The 25,881-nt window shown below is 72.6% G+C and carries 18 protein-coding genes and 1 pseudogene; 13 read left to right on the forward strand and 6 right to left on the reverse strand.

Going from position 1 to position 25,881, the window contains the following annotated elements:
• Positions 1-645 precede the first annotated feature (645 nt).
• Positions 646-768 carry a hypothetical protein gene (locus ACZ562_RS34845; protein WP_471187816.1) on the forward strand — a complete coding sequence of 41 codons (123 nt, stop codon included), beginning with the start codon at positions 646-648 and terminating at the stop codon, positions 766-768.
• Positions 769-987: 219 nt separating this feature from the next.
• On the forward strand, positions 988-1,368 hold the full coding sequence (locus ACZ562_RS34850) for a VOC family protein (RefSeq protein WP_471187819.1): 381 nt from the start codon (positions 988-990) through the stop codon (positions 1,366-1,368).
• Positions 1,369-1,494: 126 nt separating this feature from the next.
• On the opposite strand, the gene ACZ562_RS34855 is transcribed toward ACZ562_RS34850, so the two are convergent.
• Positions 1,495-2,691: an FAD-dependent oxidoreductase gene (locus tag ACZ562_RS34855; RefSeq protein WP_471187822.1), complete on the reverse strand. Its 1,197-nt coding sequence runs from the start codon at positions 2,689-2,691 to the stop codon at positions 1,495-1,497.
• 428 nt (positions 2,692-3,119) lie between these two features.
• On the opposite strand from ACZ562_RS34855, the gene ACZ562_RS34860 reads away from it, so the two are divergent.
• Positions 3,120-3,620 (forward strand): helix-turn-helix domain-containing protein, encoded by a 501-nt coding sequence (locus ACZ562_RS34860; protein WP_471187825.1) that lies wholly within the window; start codon positions 3,120-3,122, stop codon positions 3,618-3,620.
• Positions 3,621-3,678: 58 nt separating this feature from the next.
• Here the strand turns inward: ACZ562_RS34860 and ACZ562_RS34865 are convergent, their stop codons facing one another.
• The 4 genes from ACZ562_RS34865 to ACZ562_RS34880 all read right to left on the reverse strand — a co-directional run bounded on the left by ACZ562_RS34865 (position 3,679) and on the right by ACZ562_RS34880 (position 7,247).
• Positions 3,679-4,398 (reverse strand): tryptophan 2,3-dioxygenase family protein, encoded by a 720-nt coding sequence (locus ACZ562_RS34865; RefSeq protein WP_471187828.1) that lies wholly within the window; start codon positions 4,396-4,398, stop codon positions 3,679-3,681.
• The gene (locus tag ACZ562_RS34870; protein ID WP_471187831.1) at positions 4,395-5,636 is read right to left on the reverse strand and encodes a pyridoxal phosphate-dependent aminotransferase; all 1,242 of its coding nucleotides are present in this window, start codon (positions 5,634-5,636) and stop codon (positions 4,395-4,397) included. Before ACZ562_RS34870 ends, ACZ562_RS34865 begins: the two co-directional genes overlap by 4 nt.
• A gap of 73 nt (positions 5,637-5,709) precedes the next feature.
• Positions 5,710-6,468 (reverse strand): SDR family NAD(P)-dependent oxidoreductase, encoded by a 759-nt coding sequence (locus ACZ562_RS34875; protein ID WP_471187834.1) that lies wholly within the window; start codon positions 6,466-6,468, stop codon positions 5,710-5,712.
• A complete protein-coding gene (locus ACZ562_RS34880) occupies positions 6,465-7,247 on the reverse strand; it encodes a thioesterase II family protein (RefSeq protein ID WP_471187836.1) in 783 nt (260 codons plus the stop codon). Before ACZ562_RS34880 ends, ACZ562_RS34875 begins: the two co-directional genes overlap by 4 nt.
• A gap of 209 nt (positions 7,248-7,456) precedes the next feature.
• Here ACZ562_RS34880 and ACZ562_RS34885 point away from each other — a divergent pair, with 209 nt between their 5' ends.
• From ACZ562_RS34885 to ACZ562_RS34895, 3 genes are read left to right on the forward strand one after another with little or no spacing between them, the layout of a single operon-like run.
• On the forward strand, positions 7,457-7,675 hold the full coding sequence (locus tag ACZ562_RS34885) for a hypothetical protein (RefSeq protein ID WP_471187838.1): 219 nt from the start codon (positions 7,457-7,459) through the stop codon (positions 7,673-7,675).
• Positions 7,676-7,711: 36 nt separating this feature from the next.
• Positions 7,712-8,347 carry a cytochrome P450 family protein gene (locus ACZ562_RS34890; protein WP_471187841.1) on the forward strand — a complete coding sequence of 212 codons (636 nt, stop codon included), beginning with the start codon at positions 7,712-7,714 and terminating at the stop codon, positions 8,345-8,347.
• Positions 8,344-8,478, forward strand: a complete 135-nt coding sequence (locus ACZ562_RS34895; protein ID WP_471187967.1) for a hypothetical protein — start codon at positions 8,344-8,346, stop codon at positions 8,476-8,478. Before ACZ562_RS34890 ends, ACZ562_RS34895 begins: the two co-directional genes overlap by 4 nt.
• Before the next feature lie 75 nt (positions 8,479-8,553).
• Here ACZ562_RS34895 and ACZ562_RS34900 read toward each other — a convergent pair.
• Positions 8,554-8,700 (reverse strand): annotated as a pseudogene (locus tag ACZ562_RS34900) (MbtH family NRPS accessory protein); the annotation flags it as partial.
• Positions 8,701-8,894: 194 nt separating this feature from the next.
• On the opposite strand from ACZ562_RS34900, the gene ACZ562_RS34905 reads away from it, so the two are divergent.
• Genes ACZ562_RS34905 through ACZ562_RS34935 form a run of 7 tightly spaced genes read left to right on the forward strand, consistent with a single transcriptional unit; the run spans position 8,895 to position 25,819 of the window.
• Positions 8,895-10,199, forward strand: a complete 1,305-nt coding sequence (locus ACZ562_RS34905; RefSeq protein WP_471187844.1) for a condensation domain-containing protein — start codon at positions 8,895-8,897, stop codon at positions 10,197-10,199.
• The gene (locus ACZ562_RS34910) at positions 10,189-16,788 is read left to right on the forward strand and encodes an amino acid adenylation domain-containing protein (protein ID WP_471187846.1); all 6,600 of its coding nucleotides are present in this window, start codon (positions 10,189-10,191) and stop codon (positions 16,786-16,788) included. The genes ACZ562_RS34905 and ACZ562_RS34910 overlap by 11 nt, the downstream gene beginning before the upstream one ends.
• A complete protein-coding gene (locus ACZ562_RS34915; protein WP_471187849.1) occupies positions 16,785-22,181 on the forward strand; it encodes an amino acid adenylation domain-containing protein in 5,397 nt (1,798 codons plus the stop codon). Before ACZ562_RS34910 ends, ACZ562_RS34915 begins: the two co-directional genes overlap by 4 nt.
• Positions 22,178-23,320, forward strand: a complete 1,143-nt coding sequence (locus tag ACZ562_RS34920; RefSeq protein WP_471187852.1) for a saccharopine dehydrogenase NADP-binding domain-containing protein — start codon at positions 22,178-22,180, stop codon at positions 23,318-23,320. The genes ACZ562_RS34915 and ACZ562_RS34920 overlap by 4 nt, the downstream gene beginning before the upstream one ends.
• On the forward strand, positions 23,317-24,396 hold the full coding sequence (locus ACZ562_RS34925; RefSeq protein ID WP_471187855.1) for a Gfo/Idh/MocA family oxidoreductase: 1,080 nt from the start codon (positions 23,317-23,319) through the stop codon (positions 24,394-24,396). Before ACZ562_RS34920 ends, ACZ562_RS34925 begins: the two co-directional genes overlap by 4 nt.
• Positions 24,393-25,184 (forward strand): thioesterase II family protein, encoded by a 792-nt coding sequence (locus ACZ562_RS34930; RefSeq protein WP_471187858.1) that lies wholly within the window; start codon positions 24,393-24,395, stop codon positions 25,182-25,184. The genes ACZ562_RS34925 and ACZ562_RS34930 overlap by 4 nt, the downstream gene beginning before the upstream one ends.
• Positions 25,181-25,819 (forward strand): O-methyltransferase, encoded by a 639-nt coding sequence (locus tag ACZ562_RS34935; RefSeq protein WP_471187860.1) that lies wholly within the window; start codon positions 25,181-25,183, stop codon positions 25,817-25,819. The genes ACZ562_RS34930 and ACZ562_RS34935 overlap by 4 nt, the downstream gene beginning before the upstream one ends.
• Positions 25,820-25,881 lie beyond the last annotated feature (62 nt).

Raw genomic sequence — 25,881 nt, forward strand, 5'->3', positions numbered from 1 at the left:
TGCTCATGAACCAGGACGAGGAGATCGCCGAGCGGCTCGACGCCGAGCGGTTCGCGGCGGAGGAGCGGGAGCGGGTCGCCGAGATACACGCGGCCCTCGAGGAGGGGACGGCCGTCGAGGATCGGGCGGGCGGGGAGGGCTGAGGCCGGGCGTCACACGGCTGGAGCACGGTTCTGGCATGTCCACGCCACCGCAGAGTCCCTATGGTCAGCAGCCACCGAACGTCTACGGACAGCCCCAGACGCCGGGTCCGTACGGTCAGCCCCAGGGCCCGGCACCGTACGGTCAGCCTCCGGCCGCCGGTGGTCAGCCGCCGTACGGGCAGCAGCCCTTCGGGGGGTACGGGCAGCAGCAACCCGGCCCCTACCCGCCGCAGCCGCAGGGCTGGGGTGCGCCGCCGGCCCCCGCCGAAGAAGCGTGGCCAAACCCCGTACGGTCAGCGGAGCCGCTCGACCTTCGCCACCACCCCCTGCCGTTCGCGCTCGAAGCGGGCCCGCACCTGCTCCGTTGCCCGCAGAGCACTCGATCCGATCTGGTTCGGGGGCGAGGCTGCCGGGCGGCCAGGTGAAGCCGCGTCATGATCGTCAGTAGGCGTCCGCCGCACAGCGACGGGCGACGCCGATCACGCGACAGATGGAGGCCGGCATGGCATCGCCCACCGTCGGCGAGCAGTACATCGAACTCTCCAACCCGGTCCCGGCGAGCGTTCCCGGCAAGTTCGAAGCGGTGGAGGGGCCCGCGTGGTGTGGTGGAGTAGGCGCCTCCTGAGCGTGGAACCTCTTGGCGTCTTCGACCGTCTTCTGCTCGGCCACCGACAGGTCCTCGGGCACGCGATCGTGGTCCACCGCCGGGTTCGAGCCGGACAGGTGCAGGCCGGCAACGCCGTCAGTCCTTCACCGCCATCTGCAGGGTGGGCGTCCGCAGGACGTGGCTCGAACTGAGCGAATCACTCCTGCGAGCCGCCGCGGGGGAATATAGAGTCAACTCATGAGTCTGACGCCACGGTTGATCGTTCCGGACCCCGACACCGCCGCGACCTACTACCACAAGGCCATGGGCGCCAAGGAGGTCTTCCGCGCGCAGGACGACAGCGGCCGCGTGATGGTCGTCGTCCTGCAGATCGGCGGTTCCCCGCTCTCGCTGTCCCCGGCAGTGCCCGAGTGGGGCTGGCTCTCGCCCGACGACGTCGGCGGCTCCCCGGTCCTCCTGGAGGCGGAGTTCACCGACCAGGACGTGGTCGCCGAGCGGATGGTCGCCGGAGGCGGCACCGTGGTCGTACCGGTGGAGAACCGCCCGTACGGCAAAAGGGAGGGACGCCTGCGCGACCCGTTCGGTCACCTGTGGATCGTCACCGGCGAGCTGCGCTGAAACACCGGCCCGGCGGTCGACAGCCGTCAGCAGCCCCTCGATGCTTCCCGCACCGCCCCTCGCGGGGTCGGCCCCCGCGAGGGGCGGCAGCAGGAGGACCTGAGGTCTGCTGCGCCCGCATGCGTCTCAGTCGACCCGCACGGGCCACGGCGAAGGCCGGTAGGAATAGGCCTCGGTGCCCTTGCGCACCCCCTGCCTGATGGCCATCGGCAACATCAGATCGCGTATCACCCGGGTGATCCACCGATCGGGGGTCATCACCGCCCCCGTCTGCCGGGCCTGCTTCGCCATCGCGGCGACCCGGTCCCGCCGGGACTCCTCGAACGCGGTGAACGCCTGCGGCACGGTCGGGTGTTCGTGCAGTGCCAGGGCGAGTTCGTATGCGTCCTCCATGCCGAGCGCGGCGCCCGCCCCCAGGTGCGGGGCCACCGCATGCGCGGCGTCCCCCAGCACCGCGGCGCTCCCCCGGTGCCAGGTGTCCAGGGGCGGCATCTCGTGGACCGGCCACCGGCCGACCGGTCCGGTGGAGGCGTTCAGGATGCGCCCGATCACGGCGGGGTCGGGGCGGTGCCGGTCGGCCAGCCCGGCCACCCAGTGCGCGTCGTCGATCTCGGCGAGTTCGGCGAAGCTGCGTTCACGGGTCTCCTGGTGGTTCTCGAACCACCACACGACACCGGGCGACATCACCTGGTACCCGAAGAAGCCACGCAGGCCGAAGATCATGTGGAACCGGCCGTCCACGGGGAGTTCCGCGGCACCGATCTGCGACCTGCCCCCGGAGCCGACCACCTCCGTGTAGGTGGGCCGCGGCGCGTGGGGAAGCAGCAGGCGGCGCGTGGTGGAGTTCACGCCGTCGCAGCCGAGCACGATGTCGGCCTCGGTGTGCGCGCCGTCCTCGAAGCCGAGGCGCCAGCCGCGGTCGCCGCTCTCCTCCAGTGCGACGAGGCGCTTGGCCGTGTGCAGTTTCACCCCGCCGTCGGTCGCCGCCTCGCGCAGGGCGCCGCTGAGCTCGCCGCGCATGATGTTGGTGGTGCGCTCCGGGTTCTGCACGAGCTCCCGGCCCTTGTGGTTGGCGAAGCTGATGGAGCCCGCCACGGTGCCCTGTTCGAGGATCCGGTCGGCCAGACCCAGGCGCTCCAGTACGGCCCGCCCGTTCGGAGCGAGGTTGAGGAACGAGCCGACGTCCCGCGCCCGGCGCACGTAGGCCTCGTACAGGTTCACCTCGAAACCCAGCCTCACCAGGCACAGGGAGAGCAGGGGTCCGGTGATGCCGGCGCCGACGACGGCGACCCGGCGGCTCGGTGTGCTGTTCTCGTTCGTCATCGCATGCTCCTGATCATGACCGCGGTCAGCTGTCGGGGCGGTCGGTTCCATGCGGGATCTTGCCGATCGCCGGGCGGCCCCACGCCTCTATGTCGTGGTTCTTTCGCCGCCCCCGCCGTGTCCGTCGCGGGGAGCACGCGGCACGCTTCGAAGGGGAATCGAGTCCTCGCCGGAGCGGAATCCACCTGGAATTGATTTGGAATCGGGACCCGGCAAGATCGGGATCACGGGGGCCGGTGACCACGTCATGCGGGAACCGGCGTCGAAGCCCGGCAGCAGAACCTTTCGTGAGCGTCCCGGACCAGCTCCGGCGGCCCCGTCGGGCGTCCCCCCGGCGGCGCCGCCGGAGGGACGCGCGCATGTGCCGGCGATGCCGCAGGTCCTCGACCACCAGCTGTCACTTGTCACGGGAAACGGGGGTCACGACCATGGCCAAGCTCCCTCACGAACAAGAAGTCAGATTCCTGCGCTGGCCGGTGCAGAGCCGGGAACGGGACCAGCTGCGCGAGGCGGGACTGCCATGCCTGCTGGTCTTGGAGGGCCAGACGGCGCCGCCGGGCGACATCTCCCCCACCGAGGACTGGGTGCGCCCGCCGGTGGCCCGCCTCGACCTGGCGGCTCGCGTCCACACCCTGCAGCAGCGCACCGGAAGGCCCGCGCTGGATCCGACGGGGGTGCTCTACTACGGCGGACAATCGATGCCCATGTCCGAGGCGCAGAGCGAGATGATGCGCTGTTTCCTGGCCGACTTCGGCCGCCTCGTCCGCCGGGACACGCTGAAGGAGGCCTTGGGCCGCATCCATAACGAGACGGTCACCAGCAACGCGGTAGACCTGCACATCATGCGGCTGCGCCAGCGGCTGGACGGCGTCCGGCTGAGTCTGCGCACCGTGTGGGGGCGGGGCTACATCCTGGAGAGCGCCACCTGATCCGGCCGGCCCCGGAACGCGCCCGCGGGCGCGTTCCGGGGGGCCGCTCCCGCAGCGGTCAGCCCGCCTGCTGGCGCTGGCGCTCGTGCACCTTGCCGCGCAGTTCGTGGAGTTCGGTGAACGGCATCGTGGCGCGGCCCAGGAGATGCGCCGCCCCCGAGGTGCCGGCGGTGCCCCGCTGTTCCCCCATCATCTTCATCACCAGGCCCACGTGCCCGATCTTCCACTGGAAGTAGCCGTTACCGACCCTGAGCATCGCCTCGACGACCCGGTGGAACGAGCCCGCCTCGACACCCGCCCCGACGATCTCCTCCAAGTCGGCGCCGATCCGCTCCAGCCCGGAACGGAAGGCGAGGAACAGTGATCCGGAACGGCTGGCGCTGCCGAGTATCCGCTCCAGTTCGTGGGACTGGCTGGACTGGGCGCCGCTGGCCGTGCCGAGGTACTGCCGGAACTGGGCGAAGTCCTCCAACGGCAGCCGTTCGAGCGCCATGAGCTGCTCGTGCAGCAGGCGCAGCAGCTCGCTGGACCGGTAGAGCAGGTCCACGGACCGCTCCAGGCCCGCGGTGGTCATCGTCAGGAATTGGCCCTCCACGGCGGCGAGGTCGCCCAGGATCTGCTTCAGCCACAGTTCGCAGGTCTGGTGGCTGACGATGAAGAACTGTTCGGAGAGCACGGTGGTGAGGTCCGCGTCCTCCTCGGTGGTGCGCGGTTGCTGGAGGGTCAGCAGCTCGTCGAGCTTCAGGTAGGAGGTGTAGGTCACCTCGGTGGGTATCACTGCTGCCTCTTCTCACGGACCAGTGCGACCAGACGTTCCACCCCGGTGACGAGTTGCTCACGCTCGACACAGAACGCGATCCGGACCAGGCCGGACGCGACACCGCCGGGCTTCAGCGGTCGCATCGTGCCGTCCGGGGCGAATTCGGGCCGTGCGGAGAACCCGCTGCCGGGAACCACCACGACATCGTGGCGGAGCATGAGTTCGGCGCTGAACTCCTCGCCGGTCAGACCGGTGGAGGAGATGTCGGCCATGGCGTACCAGCCGCCGCCGGGCAGTGCGGGCAGCAGCCCTTCGTCGACCAGCGGGGCGAGCGCGGCGTCCCGGTTTCCCCGTACGAAGTCGTGGTTGCCGGCGAGGGCTCCCGACGCGTCCAGGGCGGCCAGTCCGGCGTACTGGACGGGCGCGTTGGGCGCGATGATGCAGGACTCCTGGACCGTGCGCATGGCGGCGGCCGTCTTTGGCCGCGACACCGCGACGTAGCCGAGCCGGTAGCCGGTCATCGCCGGTCCCTTGGAGAAGGTGAAGACGCTGTTGACGATGCGCTGCGACGCGGGGCGGTCGCGCTCCAGGGCGGCGATCGACAGGTGGGGGCCGGAGAATGCGAAGTCCTCGTAGGCCTCGTCGCTGATGATCTGCCAGCCCCGCTCGTCGGCGATCTCGTACAGGGCCTGCTGCAGCGGGAGGCCGGCGACCGCACCGGTGGGGTTCGAGGGGGTGTTGAGCAGCAGCGCCCTTGTCGCGGGGGTGGCCACCTGCCGGATCGACTCGGGGTCGGGCGCGAAGTGTTCGTCGAGCTTGTAGAACACCGGGCGGAATCCGGCGAGAAGGGCCTGTTGCAGGTGCACGGGCCAGTGGATCTCCGGCATCAGGATCTCCGCTCCCGAGCCGGCGAGACAGCGCATCAGGGCGCTGAGCCCCTGGCACGACCCGGGGGTGACGAAGAGCCGGGAGGGCTCGGTGTCGATGCGGTTGACGGTGTCGAGCTTGTCCGCGAGACGCTCACGGAGCTCCGGGAGCCCCTGCACGTCGATGTAGCGGGCCCGGCCGTCCAGGACGGCGGCGACGAACTCCTTGGCGACGGAGTCCGGCGGGGCGAAGGCGGGCTCACCCACGTGCAGCTTGATCTGGCCGGGGTGCTCCCGCTCGCGCTCGTTGGCGATCCGGAAGGACTCGTACAGCCAGGAGGAGGGGATCGCCGAGGCCGGGGCGAACCACGGTGAAGCTGTGTGCGTCATCTGATTCATGCCTTTCCGCTGATGGCAGGACCGGCCGGATCGGGCCGGCCGGGTGGTGCTGCTGGGCTGTGGCTCAGGCCGTACGTCCGCCGTCCACGGACACCAGGGATCCGGTGACCCAGGACGAGGTCTCGGGGTCGACGAGGTGGCACACCCAGGCCGCCACCTCCTGCGCCAGGCCGAACCGCCCCAGGGGGGTGCCGGCCACGATTCCTTCGCGCAGGGCGTCCGCGCCCTCGCCCGCCGCCAGGTCCCACAGGCCCGTGTCGACCGGGCCGGGCAGCACCGCGTTCACCCGGACCTCGGGCGCCAGTTCTACGGCGAGTGACCTGGTCAGGGAGTTCAGGGCGGCCTTGCTGGCCCCGTAGAACGACCGGTTCGGCATGGCCAGGACGCCGCCGACGGAGGACACGTTGACCACGCAGCCCCGGCTGGCGCGCAGCAGGGGCAACAGCGCCCGGATCAGCAGGGCGGGAGCCACCAGGTTGGTGTCGATCATCTTCCGAAGGTCGGCCTCTGCGGCGTCCTCCAGGCGGTCGAAGACCGCGTGCCCGGCGTTGTTGACCAAGGCGTCGACGCCGCCGAGTACTTCCCCGGCGCGCTCCGCGATCCGCGCTGCGGCGTCGGGGGCGGTGACGTCCACGGCGTACGGCACCGCGGTGCCCGCTCCTTCGGCCCGCGCCTTCGCCGTCGCCTCCGCCAGCCGGTCGGCCTGTCGGCCGACCGCCAGGACGTCGGCGCCCAGCCCGGCCGCGTGGGCGACCACGGCGGCCCCGATGCCCGAACCGCCGCCGGTGACGACCAGCCGCAGGCCTGCCCAAGGACTACTCATGTGCCGAACTGCCTCCCTTCCTGTGGGTGGGAACCCGCCGCGCCAGGTCCTCCAACAGCAGCGCGGGGCTGTCGAAGACGTGGAAATGGGCTCCGTGTCTGATGTCGATGCTCGTGTGCCCGGTGGTGAGACGGCCCCGGTGGGCGCCGGCCAGGACCGTTCCGGGGGTCTCCCCGGGCCCTACAGACGGGCACGTCGCAGTGGAGCGAGACCGGGTCCGGGCAGTGGTAGCGCTCGTGTGCGGCGATGTCCGCGCGCATCGCGGGGAGCAGCAGGTCGCGCAACTCGGTCTGCGACGCGATGCCGGGGTCGATGCCCCCGAGGGCGGCAAGGCGCCTCCAGAGCTCCTCGTCGGGCAGCAGGTGTTCGTCACGAGGGGGCCGGGCCAGGTCCGCCGGGGCCCAGGCGCTGGACGCGACGAGCAGGACGGCGTCGATGCCCGCCCCGGGGCACCGGCGGGCAACCTCGCAGGCGACGGCCGAGCCGAAGCTGTGGCCGAAGAGCAGCAGGTCCGCCGGTGGCAGCCGGGTCAGGTCGGCGACGATCTCCTCGGCGATCGCGCCGGCCTCCTCCCTCGGCGGCTCCGCCGGCCGGTCGCCGTGCCCGGGGTACTGTGCGGCGCGCAGTTCCACCGCGGTCCAGGGGAACGCGGCGGGGAGCGCGTCACGCCAGCCGGTGAAGCTCTCCGCGCGGCCGCCGGAGTGCGGCAGCCCGAGCAGCCGGAGCCCGGGGCGTTGCGTGCTCGACACCGTGCGTACGGATCCGCGGTGCACGCCCATGGCCGGTCTCCCCTTCGCCGCCTCGGAGGTGAGAATCGCACGCATGCCCGGGGCCGCCGCGGAAACCTTCATCATTCATTCAGCGCCGCCTCGGGCGCGGGCGCGAGAGGTGAGGATCGAGGCCGGAAACGAGCAACCTCCGTACCGGCCCGGTGTCCAGGCCGAGCCCCTCGTGCAGGCCCGATGTCCGGGCCGAAAGGAGTCTCCCGGTGGTCTCCTCCCACAACGCCGCCGTTTTCGACGGCCCGTACGACGACGCCTTAGGGGCGGCTCTCGATCTCGCCGACCCGGCGGCGTTCGTCGAGCATGACCCGTACGCGTACTGGGACCGGATGCGTCGCAGCGATCCGGTGCGCTGGCATCCCCCCGCGGACGGCCGCCCCGGGTTCTGGGCGGTGGCCCGGCACCGGGACGTCCAGGACTGCTAGAGGGACGCGGCCCGGCTGAGTTCGGCCCGGGGAACGGTGCTGGACGTCCTGCTGAGCGGCGGCGACTCGGCCGGCGGGCGGATGCTGGCGGTGATGGACCGTCCCCGCCACCGCGAGCTGCGCCAGGTGATGCTGCGTGCCTTCGCCACGGGTGCTGCGGCACGTGGAGGAAGTGGTGCGGCAGCGGGCCGACGCCCTGGTGGCCGCCGTGGTCGGTACGGCGAGGCCGACGCCGCGCGGGACATCGCCGAGCACCTGCCGCTCGACACCGTGTGCGACCTGCTGGAACTGCCCGTAGCCGACCGGCCCTTGCTGCTGGGCTGGAACAAGCGCGCGCTGTCGTCGGAGAGCGCCGAGGACGACCCCTTCGACGCGCTGGAGGCCCGCAACGAGATCCTGTCGTACTTCGTGGATGTTGTCCGCGAGCGCCGTCGCCGTCCCGGCGAGGACGTGATCAGCACGATCGCCGGCGCTCGGGTGGAGGGCGAGCCGATGACGGAGGACGATCTCGCCCTCAACTGCTACAGCCTGATCCTGGGGGGCGACGAGTCCACCCGGGTGACCACGATCGGCGCCTTGCACGCGCTGGGCACCCACGAGGAGCAGTGGCGTCGGCTGCGCACCGGCGAGGCGGCGGTGCGGACGGCGTGGAGGAGGTGCTGCGCTGTGTGAGCCCGGCCATGCACTTCGCCCGTACGGCCACCGTCGACCTGCGGATCGGGGGTGTTGAGGTGTCGGCGGGCGACATCGTCACCCTGTGGAACATCTCGGCCAACAACGATCCTGAGGGGTTTCGGCGGTGAAAGTGGCGGAAGCGGTGGATCCGCCCGCCGCGACGGGCGGAGGCGCACGTCCGGCCAGACGCGTTCGACGTGGGCGTGGGCGCGGTCCAGGGAGGTCGCAGGCAGTTCCACCCGCCAGCCGGCGGGGGCCGGCAGCCGGGCGGGCCACGGCGACCGCCGGCCGCGCTGATTGCACAGGACCAGGTAGCTCTCGTCCGGGTCTTCCAAAGGGTTGGCCGGCATCGAGCGGCCTCCTGTGTGACGGTGCCGCCGGGATGGGTCCGGCGCCCCGCGAGGGCGCCGCGCGCGACACAGGTACCCCCACCCTGACGCGGGCGAGGGACGGGGCCCGCGTGGCCGGAAAGGAACGTGAAGGTCCTCTCAGCTTTCTTTCAGCGACGGCCGCGCGGGCGACGACCGTCGTTACGTTGCCGGACGTGACAGCCACCAAGATCCGCCCGTCCGTGGGCCAGACGCTGCTGTGGTTCCTCGACCGATACCGGGGCGAGGAGGGCGCGCTCAACTGCCCGGTGCTGTGCAGGCTGCGCGGCCCGCTCGACCGTGACCGGCTCCGGGAGGCGGTCGGCCACGTGATGTCCCGGCACGAGGCGCTGCGCAGCACCTTCACCGGCGGCGGCCGCCGCCTCAAGGTGCTGGTGCACCCGGCCGTGTCACCGCGGATCCGCGAGGTGGACCTGACCGGCGAGCCGGATCCCGGGGCGTGCGCCGACCGGGAGGTGGCCAGGGAACTGGGCACCCGGATCGACGCCACCGAATGCGCCGTGCGCATCACCCTGTGGCGGCTCGCCGAGGGGCATCACGTGCTCTGCTTCAACATGCACCACATGGTGACCGACTCATGGTCCTGCAACGTGATCTTCGAGGACCTGTGCGCCGCACTGGAGGGCAGGCCCTGCGGCGACACCGCCGGGTACTCACGGTTCGCCGAGGAGCAGCGCGAGACCCTGGCCGGTTCTTCCGGGCAGCGGCTGAGAGCCTTCTGGAGCGAGCGCCTGAAGGACGTGACGCTGCCCCCGCTGCCGATCCGCCCGGCCACCGCGGGCGCGCCGCGCGACACCAGGCTCGTGCAGCACGTCTTGGACGCGCCGACGGTGGCCGCGCTGGACGCCCTGGCCAAGCGGGAGCGGTCGACGATGTTCGTGGCCCTGCTCACCGCGTACTACCGGGCCCTGAAGTCGGTCAGCGGCGCCGAAGACCTGGCGGTGGCGACCCTGTTCGCCAATCGCAGCGCCGAACACCGGCGCACCGTGGGGTTCCTGGCCAACATGGTGCTGCTGCGGACCCGGCTCACCGGCGGCGACTTCGCGGCGCAGCTGCGGGCCACGCACGGCACGGTGATGGAGGCGTTCGTCCACCAGGCGCTGCCGTTCCAGATGCTGCCGATCAATCTGGGCGGCACCGACCGCCGGCTCGACGACGTGGTGTTCCAGATGATGGCGGACCCGGTGTACTCGACCCGGGCCGGCGGGCTGGACATCGAGGTCCTGGTGCCCGACGACGTCGCCACCCGCTTCGAGCTGGAGCTGGTCGCCGTGCCCGACCGGGACACGGTGCGGGTGCTGCTGTTCTACAACCCCGACCGTTTCGACCCGGAGTTCGTCGAGTCGCTGCTCGCCGCGTACGTCGACATCTGCATGACCGCCGCCCGCAGCGCGGCGCCCCACACCGACCAGGCCGGGGCGCGCCCCCGGCAGCGCACGGGAGGCCACGATGACCAGTGAGGTGACGGCGGGACGCGCGCTGTCCGCCGAGGAGATCCGCGACACCGTCGCCGCGCGGCTGGAACTCCCGGCCGCGGAGATCGGCTTGGACGAGGACCTCGTCACGCTCGGTCTGGACTCCCTCGGGATGATGAGCCTGGCGGCCTCCTGGCAGGAGGCCGGTGTGGAAGTGACCTTCGGCGACCTGGTGGAGGAACCCACTGTGCGCGCCTGGGCCGCGCTGCTGTCCGGGACCGACGACGGCACGGGCCCGCGCCCGCAGGCGCAGCGGGATACGGCCGCCGGGACGGGCGAGTTCCCGCTGGCCCCGATGCAGCACGCCTACTGGTCGGGCCGTCAGCCGGGCATGCCGCTGAACACCGGGTCGCACTTCTATTTCGAGTTCGACGTCACCGCCGACGTCGCGCGCTGGGACGGCGCGGTGGCCGCGGTGCGGCGCAGGCACCCCATGCTGCGGGCGGCCGTCGGCGAGGGGGGCCAGCGGATCCTGCCGGAGTGCCGGGGGCTGGACGAGGTCGTCGACCTGCGGGGTCTGGAGCACCCGGAGCGCGAACAGCGGCTGGCGCAGCTGCGCGAGAGGCTGTCCCACCAGACGCTGCCGGTCGCCGAGGGGGGCGGGCTCGACGTGCGGCTGGCGCTGCTGCCGGCCGGGACGGGCCGGCTCTTCCTCGACATCGACATGGTCGTCTGCGACGCGTCGAGCTTCAGGATCGTCGTGGGCGACCTGGCCCGCCACTACGAGGCCCCGGCCGACGCGCCCGCGCAGCCCGCCCTGACCTTCCCCGAATACCGCCGCCTGGTCGCCGAGCTGGGCCGGGAGCCCCGCCCGGCCGACGTCTCCTACTGGCGCGAGCGCGCCGAGGACCTGCCCGAGGCGCCCCGGCTGCCGCTGGCCGCGCCGCCGGAGCGGATCGAGCGGGTGCACACGGTCCGGCGGCACGCCTGGCTGGCCCCGGAGACGTACGAACGGTTCACCCAGCACGCGCGCAGCAACGGCCTGACGGTGTCGATGGCCGTCGCCGCCGCCTACGCGGACGTCCTCGCGGCCTGGAGCGAGGAGTCAACGTTCCTGCTCAACCTGCCGGTGCTGAACCGGATCCCGGTGCACCCGGACGTCGGCCGGATCGTCGGGGACTTCACCGACCTGCTGCTGCTCCAGGTGGCGCCCGACACGCGCCGCACCTTCGTCGAGCGCGCCCGCACGGTGCAGGAGCAGTACCGGCACGATGCCGCGCACGCGGCGTACGGCGGCACTTCGGTCCTGCGCGACCTGGCCAGGACCACCGCCGGGGCGAACCGGCGGGCGGGCGTCGTGTTCACCAGCGCGCTCAGCCTCGGTGAGCTGTTCGACGGGGCGACCCGTGCGGTGCTCGGCACCCCGGTGTGGATGAGTTCGCAGACTTCGGGCGTGTGGATCGACCTCCAGTTGATCGAGCACGACAACGGCATGATGATCAACTGGGAGACCGCCGAGAACCTCTTCGAGGCCGGTGTTCCCGAGGCGATGTTCGAGGCCTTCGTCAACCGGGTGCGGCTGCTCGCCTCGCAGCCCAGCGCCTGGTGGGAGAGCCTGCCGGTGCGACCGCCCGCACCGCAGCTCCAGGCCCGCCGCGGCGCCAACGACACCCGCGCGGACCTGCCCCGCCGGGCGCTGCACGAGGAGTTCTTCCGGCAGGCCGCCGAGCGCGGTGGGGCACCGGCGGCGCTCTGGGGCGACGGCCGGGTGCTGACGTACGGGGAACTCGCCGAGCGGGCCCTGCGGCTGGCCCACGTCCTGCGCACCGCCGGTGTCACCGCGGGCGACCGGGTCGTGATCACCCTGCCCAAGGGCGTCGAGCAGGTGGTCGCGGTACTGGCGGTGCACGCGCTGGGCGCGGCGTACGTGCCGGTGGGGACGGAACAGCCGCAGGCACGGCGGCACACCGTGGAGTCGCTGTCCGGCGCGCGGTGGGCGGTGACCGCGGGTGGGGCCCGGGACGCGGCCGGCGGCCGGATCCCGCACATCGACGTACGGTGCGCCACCGATCGTGAACTGCCCTCGCTCGAGCGTCCGGTGGACGTTTCGCCGGACGTCCCCGCCTACGTGATCTTCACGTCCGGCTCGACCGGGGAACCCAAGGGCGTGGAGCTGACCCATGCGGCGGCCCACAACACCGTGGCGGCGCTGAACGAGCGCTACCGGATGGGCCCCGCCGACCGCACCCTGTGTCTGTCGGCGCTCGACTTCGACCTCTCCGTCTACGACATCTTCGGCCCCCTCACCTGCGGCGGCGCGCTGGTCCTGGTCGACGACGAGGAGCGGCGCTCCCCCGAGACGTGGCTGCGCAGGGCGGCCGAGCACCGGGCCACCGTCCTCAACTGCGTGCCCGCACTGCTCGACATGGCGCTGACCACGGCCTCGTCGCGGCCGCAGCCGGGCGGCTGGCCGTTTCGGCTGCAGCTCCTCGGCGGCGACTGGGCGGGGCTCGACCTGCCGGGCCGGGTGCACGCGCTGCGTGCGGACAGCGTGTTCGTGGTCCTGGGCGGCACCACGGAGACCGCGATCCACTCGACCGTCCAGGAGGTCACGCAGGTGGATCCCTCCTGGGTCTCGGTCCCGTACAACGTGCCGCTGCCCAACCAGTGCTGCCGGATCGTCGACGAGCACGGCGGCGACCGCCCCGACTGGGTGGCCGGGGAGCTGTGGATCGGCGGGGCCGGGGTGGCCCGGGGGTACGTGGGCGCACCGGAGCTGACCGCTGCGAAGTTCGTGGAGGCGGACGGCGCGCGCTGGTACCGCACCGGCGACCGGGCCCGCTACCGGCCCGGGGCCGTGATCGAGTTCCTCGGCCGCGCCGACCTCCAGGTCAAGGTGAACGGCTACCGGATCGAACTCGGCGAGGTCGAACGCGCGTTGGGCCTGCATCCCGGGGTGCGCGACGCCGTGGTGACGCCGGTCGCCGGGCACGGCGGCGCGCTGTACGCCCTGGTCACTCCGGGCACGGCCGACACCGAGGAAGTGCTGGCCACTGCCGCCCGGCAGGTGCCCGCGTACATGGTCCCCGCCCGGGCGGTGGCCGTCGACGAACTGCCGCTGAGCCGCAACGGCAAGGTCGATCGCGCCGAGGCGGGGCGGCTGCTGGCCGCGCTGGTGAGCGAGCGGATGTCCGGCGGCGCGTCGGGCGCCCCGCGCGGTGCGGCGGAGGAGACGGTCGCCGCACTGTGGGCGGACCTTCTCGGATGCGGGCCCCTCGGCCGGAACACCAACTTCTTCCACATCGGCGGCGACAGCCTGCAGGCCGCCCGCCTCCTGGCCGCCCTGCGCCGGCAGGGGTACGAGGCCAGGCTCGGCGACCTGTTCACCCGTCCCTCGGTGAGCGGTTTCGCCCAGACGCTGACGCGCACCGAGGCGCAGGTTGCCGGCACGGTCCCGGCCGACCCGGAGCACCGGTACGAGCCCTTCCCGCTCACCGACGTGCAGCGCGCCTACTGGCTCGGCCGCGACCCCGGCTTCGTCCTCGGCGGCGTCGCCTCGTACTGGTACTGGGAGTTCGAGAGCGACCAGGTCGACCTGGACCGGCTGGAAGCCGCCTGGAACACGCTGGTGCGACGGCACGAGATGATGCGCGCCGTGCTCGACGGCGAGGGCGGGCAGCGCATCCTGCCCGAGGTGCCGCACTACCGGTTCGCGGTCACCCGCACCACCGCGGCCGACCACGAGGAGGCGGTCGCCGCGCTGGGGGACATGGCGCAGCAGGTGCTCGACGTGACCTCCTGGCCGCTGTTCGACGTGCGCGCCGTGCAACGCGACGACGGACACACGGTGTTCGGCGTGGGCTTCGACTACGTGGTGCTCGACGCGCTGTCGATCATGACCATCTTCACCGAGCTGAACGCGCTGTACGCCGACCCCGGCCGGGAACTTGCGGCGCTGGAGCTGTCCTTCCGCGACTACCTGCTCGCCCAGCGGACCGATCCCGCTGCGAAGGCGCGGGACGAGGAGTACTGGCTGAAGGCGATCGAGGAGCTGCCCGCGGCTCCGGCGCTGCCCACGGCCCTGGACCCCGAGCGCATCGACCGGCCGCGGTTCGTGCGGGACGAGTTCCGCATCGACTCGGCGACCTGGGCGAAGCTGCGCCGCCGCACGGCCGACGAGGGGCTCACCGCGTCGACGGTCGTGGCGGCCGCCTTCGCCGAGGTGCTGGCGGCGTGGAGCGCCGAGACCTCGCTGACGCTCAACCTGACGGTCTTCGACCGGCAGGACGTGCATCCCCAGGTGAACCAGGTGGTCGGCGACTTCACCTCGCTGCTGCTGCTCGGTCACCACAGCCGTCCCGAGGGTTCCTGGGCCGGCACCGTGCGCCGGTTGCAGGGGCAGGTCTGGGCGGGCATCGAGCACCGCAACGTCTCCACCACCTGGGTGCTCCAGCAACTGGCCCGGCGCTTTGGGGGCGGACAGATGCTGATGCCGGTGGTGTTCACCTCCACGCTCGGGGTGAGCGCGGACTTCAAGGACCTCTCCTTCGGTTTCGGCGAGCTGCGCCGCGGACTCTCCCAGAGCCCGCAGGTCGCCCTGGACTGCCAGGTGGTGGAGCGCGACGGCGGACTCGCCGTCAACTGGGACCACGTCGAGGGCCTCTACAGTCCCGGGGTGATCCCGGCGGCCCTGGAGGCGATGCGCCGCCTGCTGGTCGCGCTCGCCGACAGCGACTGGTCCCGCCCGGCCCCGCCGGTCGCCCTTCCCGACGCGCAGGCGAAGGTCCGCGCCGAGGCGAACGCCACCGCCGTGGCCCGCCCCGCCCGTACGCTGCACGAGCCGGTCCTCGACGTCGCCCGCCGCACCCCCGGTGCCGTCGCGGTGCGCACGCCGTCCGGCGAGGCCCTGACCTACGCCGAGCTGGCCGGCCGGGTTCGCGGTGTCGCCGGACACCTGGTGTCGCTCGAGGCGCGGCCGGGCGACACCGTGGTCGTCTCGCTGCCGAAGGGGCCCGACCAGGTGGTCGCGGTGCTCGGCGTGCTGGCCGCGGGCTGCGCGTACGTACCGGTGGGAGTGGGCCAGCCGGCCGCGCGCCGCAACCGGATCGTGCTGTCCGCCGGGGCGCGCCTGGCCCTGGTCGCGGACGGCTCAGAGTCCGGCGGGGACTGGGACGAGGCGGTGCGGCTGGTGCCGGTGGCCGAGGCGTCGGCGGCCGCACCGCTCGCGGAGCCGGTGCCGGTCGACCCGGGACAGCTCGCGTACGTCATCTACACCTCGGGCTCCACCGGCGAGCCCAAGGGGGTGGAGATCACCCACGCGGCCGCCGCCAACACCATCGACGACGTCAACGCCCGCTACGGTGTGGGGCCCGCCGACGTGGTCCTGCAGGTCTCGGCGCTCGACTTCGACCTGTCCGTCTACGACCTGTTCGGACTGCTCGCGGTGGGCGGCACCGTGGTGACCCTCACCGAGGACGTCCGGCGGGAGGCGGCCGTCTGGGCCCGTCTCGCCGCCGAACACAAGGTCACCGTCTGGAACACGGTGCCCACCCTGCTCGACATGCTGCTGGTGGCCTGCGAGTCGGGCACGAGCCTGCCGTGGCTGCGCGTGGCGATCGTCTCCGGCGACTGGGTCGGGCTGGACCTCTGCGACCGGCTGCGGGCGAGCGCCCCGAACGCCCTGCTCGTCGCCATGGGCGGTGCCACCGAGGCCTCGATCTGGTCGAACGCCCACGACGTGACCGCCGTCGATCCCGCGTGGGTGTCGATCCCGTACGGGCGTCCGCTGGCCAACCAGCGCTTCCGCGTGGTCGACGCACACGGCCGGGACCGGCCCGACTTCGTGCCCGGCGAGCTGTGGATCGGGGGCTGCGGTGTGGCGCTCGGCTACCGCGGGGACCCGGACCGCACAGCCGCCTCCTTCGTCGCGGCCGGGGGCGAGAGGTGGTACCGCACCGGCGACCTGGGCCGCTACCACCCCTCGGGGATCCTGGAGTTCCTGGGCCGGCGCGACCACCAGGTGAAGGTGCGCGGGCACCGGATCGAACTCGGCGAGATCGAGACCAGGCTGCGCGAACTGCCCGGTGTCGCGAGGGCGGTGGCATGGGTCGACGCCAGCGCCGGGGTGCACCGCCTGGCCGCGGTCGTCACCCCTGAGCAGGGCCTGGATCGCGCACCGGCCGCAGCGAAGGTGCTGGCGGCGCTGGCCGCGCACCTGCCCGCCCACATGCTCCCCGAACACCTCACCGTCGTCGAGCGGCTGCCGCTGAACGCGAACGCCAAGGTCGACCGCGCCGCCGTCGCGCAGACGTACGGGCTGCGTCACACGGCACAGGAGCCTGCGGCTGACGACCGTCCGCGGGGGGACACCGAACGCGCTGTGGCCGAGGTGTGGGCCGATCTGCTGGAGGCCCCCGGGGTGGGCCGCAGCGCCGACTTCTTCGGCCTCGGCGGCGACAGCCTCACCGCCACCCGGATCATCCAGCAGTTCGCCAAGCGCTTCGGCGTGGAGCTCTCGCTGCGCCAGCTCTTCAACCACCCGACCATCGCCGGGATCGCCGCCGTCCTCGACGCCGAGATCTCCGGCAGCCACCCGGGCCAAGCCTGCGTCCGACTGGAAGAAGGTGTCCTGTGACCGCCGCCGACATCATCAGCGAACTCGAACAGGCCGGACTGCACCTGTGGGAGGACGAGGGCAAACTCCGGTTCCGGGGCCCGGAAGGGGCCATGACCCCCGAGCGCCGTGCCCTGCTCTCCGGCTGCCGGGACGACGTGCTCCGGGCGCTGCGCGAGCGCAGCCCGCAGCAGGTGCGGCCCGATCCCGACGCGGCCCACGAGCCGTTCCCGCTCACCGAGGTCCAGTCGGCCTACCTGCTGGGCCGCCGGGGCGCCTTCGAGTACGGCTCGGTGCCCTGTCACGCCTACGGCGAGCTGGAGTTCCCCGCGCTCGACCGGGACCGGCTGCTGCGGGCCTGGCAGCGGGTGGTCGACCGGCACGAGATGCTGCGCGTGGTCATCGACTACGACGGCTACCAGCGGGTGCTGAAGGATCCGCCCGCCCCCGTCATCGGCTGGCACGACACGACCGCACTGCCCGCGGCGGCGGGCGAGGAGACGCTCCGCGAGGTCCGCGGCCGGCTCTCCGCGGAGTCCAAGGACGTCACCGCGTGCCCGTTGTACTCGCTGGAGGTCACCGAGTTCGCCGACCGGGCCGTCCTGCACTTCTCCATCGACTTCCTGATCGCGGACTACGTGAGCATCTACCGGCTGCTGGACGAGTTCGGCACGTTCTACGAGGACCCCGACGCCCCTCTCGCGGCCCCCGGGATCTCGTTCCGTGACTATCTGCGGGCGGAACGGGCGGTGCGCCAGGGGCCCGCGTACGAGCGCGACCGCGACTACTGGACAGCGCGCCTGGACAGGCTGCCGGCCGCCCCCGAACTGCCGTTGGTCGACCGGCCCAGCCGACACGGTGCGGCCGGTTTCACCCGGCGCGAGCTGCGACTCGAGCCCGCGCTCTGGTCGGCGCTCAAGTCCCGTGCCGGGAAACAGCAGGTCTCCGCCTCGACGGCCGTGATGGCCGCGTACGCCGAGGTGATCGGCCGCTGGAGCCGCAGCCGGCGGTTCACGCTCGACGTGACGGTGCTCAGCCGACTGCCGCTGCACCCGGACGTGGGCGACATCGTGGGCGACTTCACCTCCGTCGAGCTGCTGGCCGTGGACGGCGGCTGCGCCGACACCTTCGCCGGACGTGCCCGCAGGGCGGGCGAGCAGCTCTTCGAGGACCTCGACCACCGGCTGTTCTCGGGCGTGGAGGTGCTGCGCGAGCTGACCCGCCGCCGGGGCCGGCAGGGTTCGATGATGCCGGTGGTGTTCACCAGCGCCATCGGACTCTCCGACGGTCTCGCCCCCCAGGGCATGATGCGCTCCCAGATCCGCAACGGCATCAGTCAGACGCCGCAGGTCTGGGTGGACTGCCAGGCGATGGAGGCCGCAGGGGCGCTGCTCGTCAACTGGGACGTGCGGGACGACACCGTGCCCCAGCCGGTCCTCGACGACATGTTCGCCGCGTTCGGTGACCTCCTGCACCGGCTCGCCGACGGGGACCAGGCGTGGGAGGGCGACCCGCTCGCCCTGCCCGCGCACCAGGCGCAGCGGCGCGCGGCGGCCAACGACACGGCCCGGCCCGTGAGCGACGCGCTGCTGCACCGGGCGCTGCTCGACGCGGCACGCCGGTGCCCGGACGCGACGGCGGTGATCGACCATCGCGGAAGCGTCGACTACGCGACGCTGACCGGCCGGGCCGCCGCCGTGGCCGCCGCGCTCACCGCGCAGGGCCACCGGCCGCACCAGCGTGTCGTGGTGGTGCTGGAGAAGGGCTGGGAGCAGATCGCCGGGGCGCTCGGGGTGCTGCTGGCCGGGGGCACGTACGTCCCGGTCGAGGCCGGCCAGCCCGACGCCCGGCGCAACAAGATCATCGAGTCCGCCGGGATCGGCCTGGTGGTCGCGCACAGCACGGTCGGCGGCGAACTGCCCGCAGGTGTCGGACGTATCGACGTGGACCGGCTGTCCACGGCCGCTTTCGACGAGGTTCCGGTCTCCCCGGGCGACTCGGCGTACGTCATCTTCACCTCGGGCTCGACCGGCGAGCCGAAGGGCGTGGAGATCAGTCACCGTGCGGCGGTCAACACCCTGGACGACGTGTGCCGCAGGTTCGGGATCGGCAGGGACGACGTCGCGCTGGGGCTGTCGAGCCTGGGCTTCGACCTGTCGGTCTTCGACGTCTTCGGCGTCCTCGGCCGGGGAGGCGCCCTGGTGCTTCCCGACCCGGAGCGGCGCAGCGACCCCTCGCACTGGGCCGAGCTGATCACCGGGCACGGCGTGACGGTGCTGAACACGGTGCCCGCCCAGATGATGCTGCTGGAGGAGTACCTGCGCGGCGACGGCCGCGACTGCGCAACCGTGCGTCTCGGCATGATGTCGGGCGACTGGATACCCGTGACGCTCCCCGACGCCGTCCGCGCACGGCTCCCCCGGGTGGAGCTGTACAGTCTCGGCGGCGCCACCGAGGCGTCGATCTGGTCGATCTTCCACCCGATCGGCGAGGTCGACACGGCGGCTGCGAGCATCCCGTACGGCACTCCGCTGGACAACCAGCGCTTCCACGTGCTCGACGCGTTCCTGCGGCCCTGCCCCGACCTCGTCGTGGGCGACCTGTACATCGCCGGCACCGGCCTGGCCAAGGGCTATCTGGGCGACCCGGAGAAGACCGCGGCGAGCTTCTTCGCGCTGCCGGACGGCGAGCGGGTGTACCGCACCGGTGACCTCGCCCGCTATCTGCCCGACGGCACCCTGGAGTTCATCGGCCGTGACGACCGGCAGGTCAAGATCCGCGGCCACCGCATCGAACTGGCCGAGGTGGAGTCGGCCCTGGCCGCCGATGCGCAGGTCGACGCGGTGGCGGTGACCACGCAGGGCGAGCGCAACGACCGCAGGCTGGTCGCCTTCGTCTCGCCCTCGCCCGCCGACCCGGCCGACCATGCCGTGGACGCAGCCCTGGTGCCCGAGGTGCTCGCGGCCGCCGAGGAGATCCGCAACGGGGTGGACGTCGCGAAGGTGGTCGAGTTCGCGGCCGTGCTCGACGACGCGGCGCTGCGCCGCATGGTCGACGTCCTGCGCCAGGAAGGCCTGTGGCCGAACGCCGCGACGCGTCACAGCACCTCCGAGATCATGCGGCTGGCCAGGGTGGCCCCCCGGCACGAGCGGCTGGTGCGCCGCTGGCTGGCCGCCTGCGTGGAGAACGGCTACCTGGACCGGGCCGCAGACGGCACCTTCGGCTGTCCGCGCCTGGTCACCCCCGAGGACGTCGAGCAGGCGTGGGCCGAGGTCGACCGGCTGCTGCCGGAGGCCAACGACCGTCCCGAGCTGGTGAACTACTTCAAGCTCGCCGCCACCCACCTGCCGGAGCTGATGCGCGACGAACGGGACCCGTTGCGGATGCTGTTCCCCGAGGGCGACCTGAGCATCCACGAGGCCGCCTACATGGAGGGCTTCCTCTCCCGCTACCTCAACCGGCTGGCCACCTCCACCGTGCTGGGCGTGGCCCGGCGCAACACCTCCGGCCGTCCGCTGCGCGTGCTGGAGGTCGGCGCGGGCGTCGGCGGCACCAGTGTCGACACCATCCCGGCGCTGGACGGCGAGAGGGTCCGCTACACCTTCAGCGACGTGTCGCAGTTCTTCCTGAACAAGGCCGGTGAGAGGTTCGCCGAATACCCCTGGGTGGACTACGCGCTGTTCGACTTCAACGAGTCGTACCGCGAACAGGGCGTCAGGCCGAACTCGGTGGACGTGATCCTGTGCGGCAACGTCATGCACTACGCGAAGGACGCCCGCGCGGTCCTGCGCCGGATGCGCGAGGCGCTGGTGCCCGGCGGATGGCTGGTCTTCATCGAGACGACCCGCGACAACTACCAGATCCTCACCTCGATGGAGTTCCTCTTCGACGCCACCGCCGGGGACTTCCAGGACGTGCGCCACGGCAAGGACCAGACCTTCATCGGCCGCGGACAGTGGTACGACCTGCTGGCCACCGCCGGGGCCGACCTGGAGCTGTGCGTCCCGGCACCCGAGGACGAGCTGGCCCGCATCGGGATGCACGTCTTCGCGGCCCGCTTCAAGACCGACCGCGAGCCGCTCGACACCGAGGAGCTGACCCGGCGGCTCGCCGAGCGGCTCCCGGCGGAGATGATCCCGTCGCGCTTGGAGGTGCTGGACGCGCTGCCGCTGACCGACAACGGCAAGGTCGACCGCGCCGCCCTGGCCCGGTGGGCCGAAGAGCACCGGGCGGCGGGCGCCGCTGTGGCCGGGGAGAGCGTGCGTGAGGCCGGCGAACTGGAGTTGGGCGTCGCCGCGGTGTACGCGGAGGTCCTGCGCGAGTCGGAGGTGCCGCTCGACACCAACTTCTACGCGCTGGGCGGGGATTCGCTGCTCGCCGCCCAGCTCGTCACGGCGCTGCGCGAGCAGGTGCCGGCCGCGGCCCAGGTCTTCTTCGACGAGCTGCTGCGCGAGCTGCTGGGCGGCGCGTCGGTGCGCGAGCTGTCCGCGTTCCTCCAGCAGGGGCAGGGCGTGTCCGAGGAGAGCGGGGCCGGTGACGAGCTGGTGCTGACCGGGACGGCGGACGCTCTCGGCAACCCGGTGCACGTCCTGGTCGGCGACGGTTTGGGCGGCCAGGTGGAGCGGCTCGCCGCCGGCCTCGGGGCGCTCGACCCGGTGGTGGTGGTGCCGCAGGTGCGGGTGGCCGAGGGGCGGAGCCTGGACGACGTGGCGCAGGAGATCGTGGCGCGGGTACGGGCGTTGAGCCCGGGTCCGTTCCACCTGGTCGGCGCGCACAGCGGGGGTGTGCTGGCGCTCGCCGTCGCCCAGCAACTGGTCGAGCTCGGCACCCCGGTGTGCGGGCTGACCGTACTGAGCAGCTACCCGCTGCCCGCGACCGTCCGCGACGACGTCCTCGAAGAGGCGCTGCTCTGCCTGGACCACGGGCAGGACCCGGCCGCCCTGGGCTACCCGGACGTCCCCGCACTCGGGTCGGCGCTCGCCGCACTCGCCCCCGCCGGTGACATACCGCCCGGTGCGCTGGCCGCGCTGGTGGACCGGAGCGAGCCGGAGCTGCGAGCCGTGGGCGAGAGGGCCGCCGCGCTCGGCGCGCTCTCGCGCGAGGAGCGGCTGGCCGAGCTCGCCGGGGCTCTGGGGCTCGGCGCGGACGAACTCGCCGAACGCCTCGCGCGGGGACGGGCGCTGGCGGCCTGCGTCGCCGCCCACGACCCCGGTCTGTACACCGGGGAGGCCCGGCTGCTGGTGCACGACGAGGAGTCCCCGATCTGGCCCACCATGGCCGCCGACATGACCGCTTTGTGGGAGTCGGTCTGCGTGGGCGGACTCCTGCGACAGACCGTGCCGGGCGACCACTTCACCTGCCGTGAGCTGGTCACCTCCGATGTGATCGACCTGCCCGATGAGGAGAACGCGTGAGCGAGCACAGCACCCCGTCGGTCGCGGTGGTCGGCTCCTACGGCGCCGTCGGCGCGGCCGCCGTACGGGCCATCGCCGACCGCCTTCCCGACGCCGTCGTACGGGTTGGCGGGCGCGACCGCACCCAGGCCGAGACCCTGCTGGCCACGTCCGGTCTGCGCGGCGAGGCGGTCGAGGTGGACCTGTACGACGGCCGGTCGCTGGCCCGGTTCTGCCGCGGCGCGCGTGTCGTCCTCAACTGCGCGGGCCCGTCCTACCAGGTCCTCGACCGGGTGGCCTGGGCCGCGGCGGCGGCCGGCGCCGACTATGTCGACCCGGGCGGTGACGAACCGCTGCTGGAGGCACTGACCCGGCCGGGCACCTTCACCGGTACCGCCGTCATCACGGCGGGCATGCAGCCGGGCCTGACCGGTCTGCTCCCCCGCCACCTGTGCTCCACCATGAGCCGCCCGCAACGGCTGACGGCCTACGTCGGCACGATGGACCGGCTCACCCCGGCCGGAGCCGCCGACTACCTGCTGTCCATGGGCGGTGCGTACGGGGAGGCCCGCGGCGCGATCAGGGGCGGCATCCGCGTGGAGCGCGAACTGGAGCCGCGTACCGGCGTCGAACTGCCCTACGCACACAACCGGGTGGACGTCTACCCGTACCTGAGTTTCGAGTCCGCGCGGCTCCCCGAGGTCACCGGGCTCACGGAGATCGACTGGTACAACGTCTTCGACGGCGGCGCGCACATGATGAACTGCCTGAGCAGACTCCAGGGGGCGATGCGCGGCGAGTCCGCTCTCGCCGAGGCGGCCGAGGATCTCACCCGTGCCGCGGCGCTCGACCTGTTCGGCAGGGACCCGTTCCAGCTCATGCTGTTCGAGGTCACCGGCACCGACGACACCGGACGCCCGGCCACCCGCAGCCTGGCCCTGCGCGCCGGCGACACGTACGCCCTGACCGGCCTCGCCAGTGCGCTGGCCGTGCTGGCGGTGCTCGACGGCAGGACGGGCCCGGGAGTGCACTTCGGCTCCGACGTACTCGACGCCGAGACCGTACTCGCCGCTCTGCGGGCCGAGCCCGCGGTCGGGCTGCTGGAGGTCGTCGACCGGCCGGTCCTCGCGGCCCGTGCCATGGAGGAGGGCGAACTGTGACCCGCCCACGCGTCCTGGTGGCCGGTACCGGCTTCGGCCGCGCCTACCTGGCGGCCTTCGAGCGGGCGGACTTCGGCTTCGAGCTGGCCGGGATCCTCGCGTCCGGCAGTGCCCGCAGCCGCGCCTGCGCCGCGCACCACGGCGTACCGCTGTGGTCCACGGTCGAGGAGGTGCCCGACGACGTCGACCTGGCCTGTGTGGTCGTCGGCGGGGTGATGAACGGCGGCCCCGGGCCCCGGCTCTCCCAGGCACTGATGCGCCGCGGCGTGCCCGTGCTGCAGGAACACCCGCTCCACCCCGACGAGTTGGTGGCGTGCCTGCGCGCCGCCACCGAGTCCGGGGTGGTGTTCCGGCTGAACACCCACTATCCGCACGTGGAGCCGGTGCGCCGGTTCATCGGCGCCGCCCGCGACCTGGTGGCCCGGCAGCAGCCGCTGTTCCTCGACGTGACCTGTGCCTTCCAGGTGCTCTACACGGTCTTCGACATCCTGGGCCGGGCGCTGGGGTCGATCCGCCCGCACAGCGTCGACGGGGCGCTCGCGGAGGCACCGGAGGCACCGTACCGGAGCCTCACCGGCCGCTTCGCCGGTGTCCCGATGTCCTTCCGGCTCCAGAACGAGCTGGTGCCCTCCGACCCGGACAACTACAGCCACCTCTTCCACCGCATCACCCTGGGCACGGACGGGGGGCACCTCACCCTGGTCAACACGCACGGCCCGGTGCAGTGGAGCATGCGCCCGCACATGCCGGGTGACATGAGGGAACTGGTGCGCTTCGGCGACTGCGCCGCCCCGCACCTCATGGTGCCGAGCGTGGAGCACCTGGGTCCGGCGCAGGGTGCCTCGTACAGCGAGGTGCTGCGCGAACTGTGGCCGCAGGCCACGGCACGGGCCATCGCCGCGACCTGGGACGAGGTCCGGTCGGGCGCCGACAGCCGGGGGCACGTGCAGTACCACGTGGCCCTGGCGAAGCTGGCGATGCGCGTGAGCGAGGCCTGCGGGCCGGTACGACTGCGCCACCCGAAGGCGCCGCCGGAACTCCTCGCCGCCTCGGATCTGCCGGAGGTCCCGGCGTGAGCACCGATGTCCCGAACCCGTGGCTGCGCGGCTACTTTCCCCGGCCCCGAGCCGTGCGGCGCCTCGTGTTCTTCCCGCACGGCGGCGGGGCGGCGAGCTTCTACCGCCCGCTGGTGCGCGACCTGCCCGAGGGCGTCGAGGGCATGGTGGTGCAGTACCCCGGCCGGGAGGACCGCATCGGCGAGCCCTGCTGCACCGACATGCCCGGCCTCGTGGAGCCGCTGGCCAAGGCGCTGACCCAACTGGACGACAAGCCCGTGTGGTTCTTCGGGCACAGCATGGGCGCCTCCGTCGCGCACGAGGTCACCCGGCTCCTCGGCACGGCGGGCGAGGCGCTCCCGGAGCGGCTGATCGTCTCCGGTCGTCCTGGACCTGCCCGGCAGCGCCCGGACGACAAGCACCTGGACGACGAGCAGCTGTGGGCCGACGTGTGCCGACTCGGCGGCACTGACGCACGGTTGCTGCAGCTGCCGGGCCTGCGCGAGATGACGCTGCCGATGCTCCGCGCGGACTACCGCCTGGTGGGCACCTACCGTCCCGCGACCGGCCGCGACCTCTCGGTGCCGGTGAGCGTCTGCTACGGCACCGAGGACCTTGAGGTCGACGCGGCGGACGCGGCGGCCTGGGCAGAGGCCACCTCGGCGCAGACCGAGCTGACCGCGTTCCCGGGCGGCCATTTCTATCTGCGCGGGCCCGCCCGCGACGAGTTGACGCACTGGCTGGCCCAACGGCTGCACGGCCACCCCGAGCACGCCCACACCGACCCCGCGGGAAGGAACCGAGGATGATCGTACGACCGGTCGTGGAGAAGTACGCCGAGGAGGTCTCCTCCCCCGCGCCGTCCTGGCTGGCCACCCTGGTCAGCGACACCGAGGCCGAGACGGACCTGCCGGCCATGATGGTGGGGAGTCTGGAGGGGGAGTTCCTGGCGTCTGTGGTGTTCGCCCTGCGGCCCCGCCGCATCCTGGAGATCGGCACCTTCACCGGCTACTCCGCGCTTTGCATGGCCCAGGCGATGCCGGAGGGCGCCGAGCTCCACACCTGTGAACTGAGCCCGCTGCACGCCTCGATCGCGCGCAAGCACTTCGCGGCCTCACCCTGGGCGGAGCGCATCCACCTCTGGGAGGGCCCGGCCCTGACGTCGGTCAGGGACCTGCCCGGCCCCTTCGACCTGGTCTTCGTCGACGCCGACAAGCCCGGGTACATCGACTACTACGAGGCGGTGCTGCCGAAGCTGTCCCCGCACGGTCTGCTCCTGGCCGACAACGTCCTGCAGTTCGGAGGCGTCGCCAACGAGCGGGACCAGCAGCCCGACACCGTCGCGATGCGCGCGTTCAACGGGCATGTCGCGGCCGACCCCCGGGTGCGGCAGAGCGTGCTCACCGTGCGCGAGGGCGTGAGCGTCATCCGGCGGGTCGGCTGAACGGACCCGCGCGCACGTGACGGCACCCGGACCTCGTGCAGGGGTCCGGGCGCCGTCGTACG

The organism is Streptomyces sp. NPDC040410 (assembly GCF_055595715.1).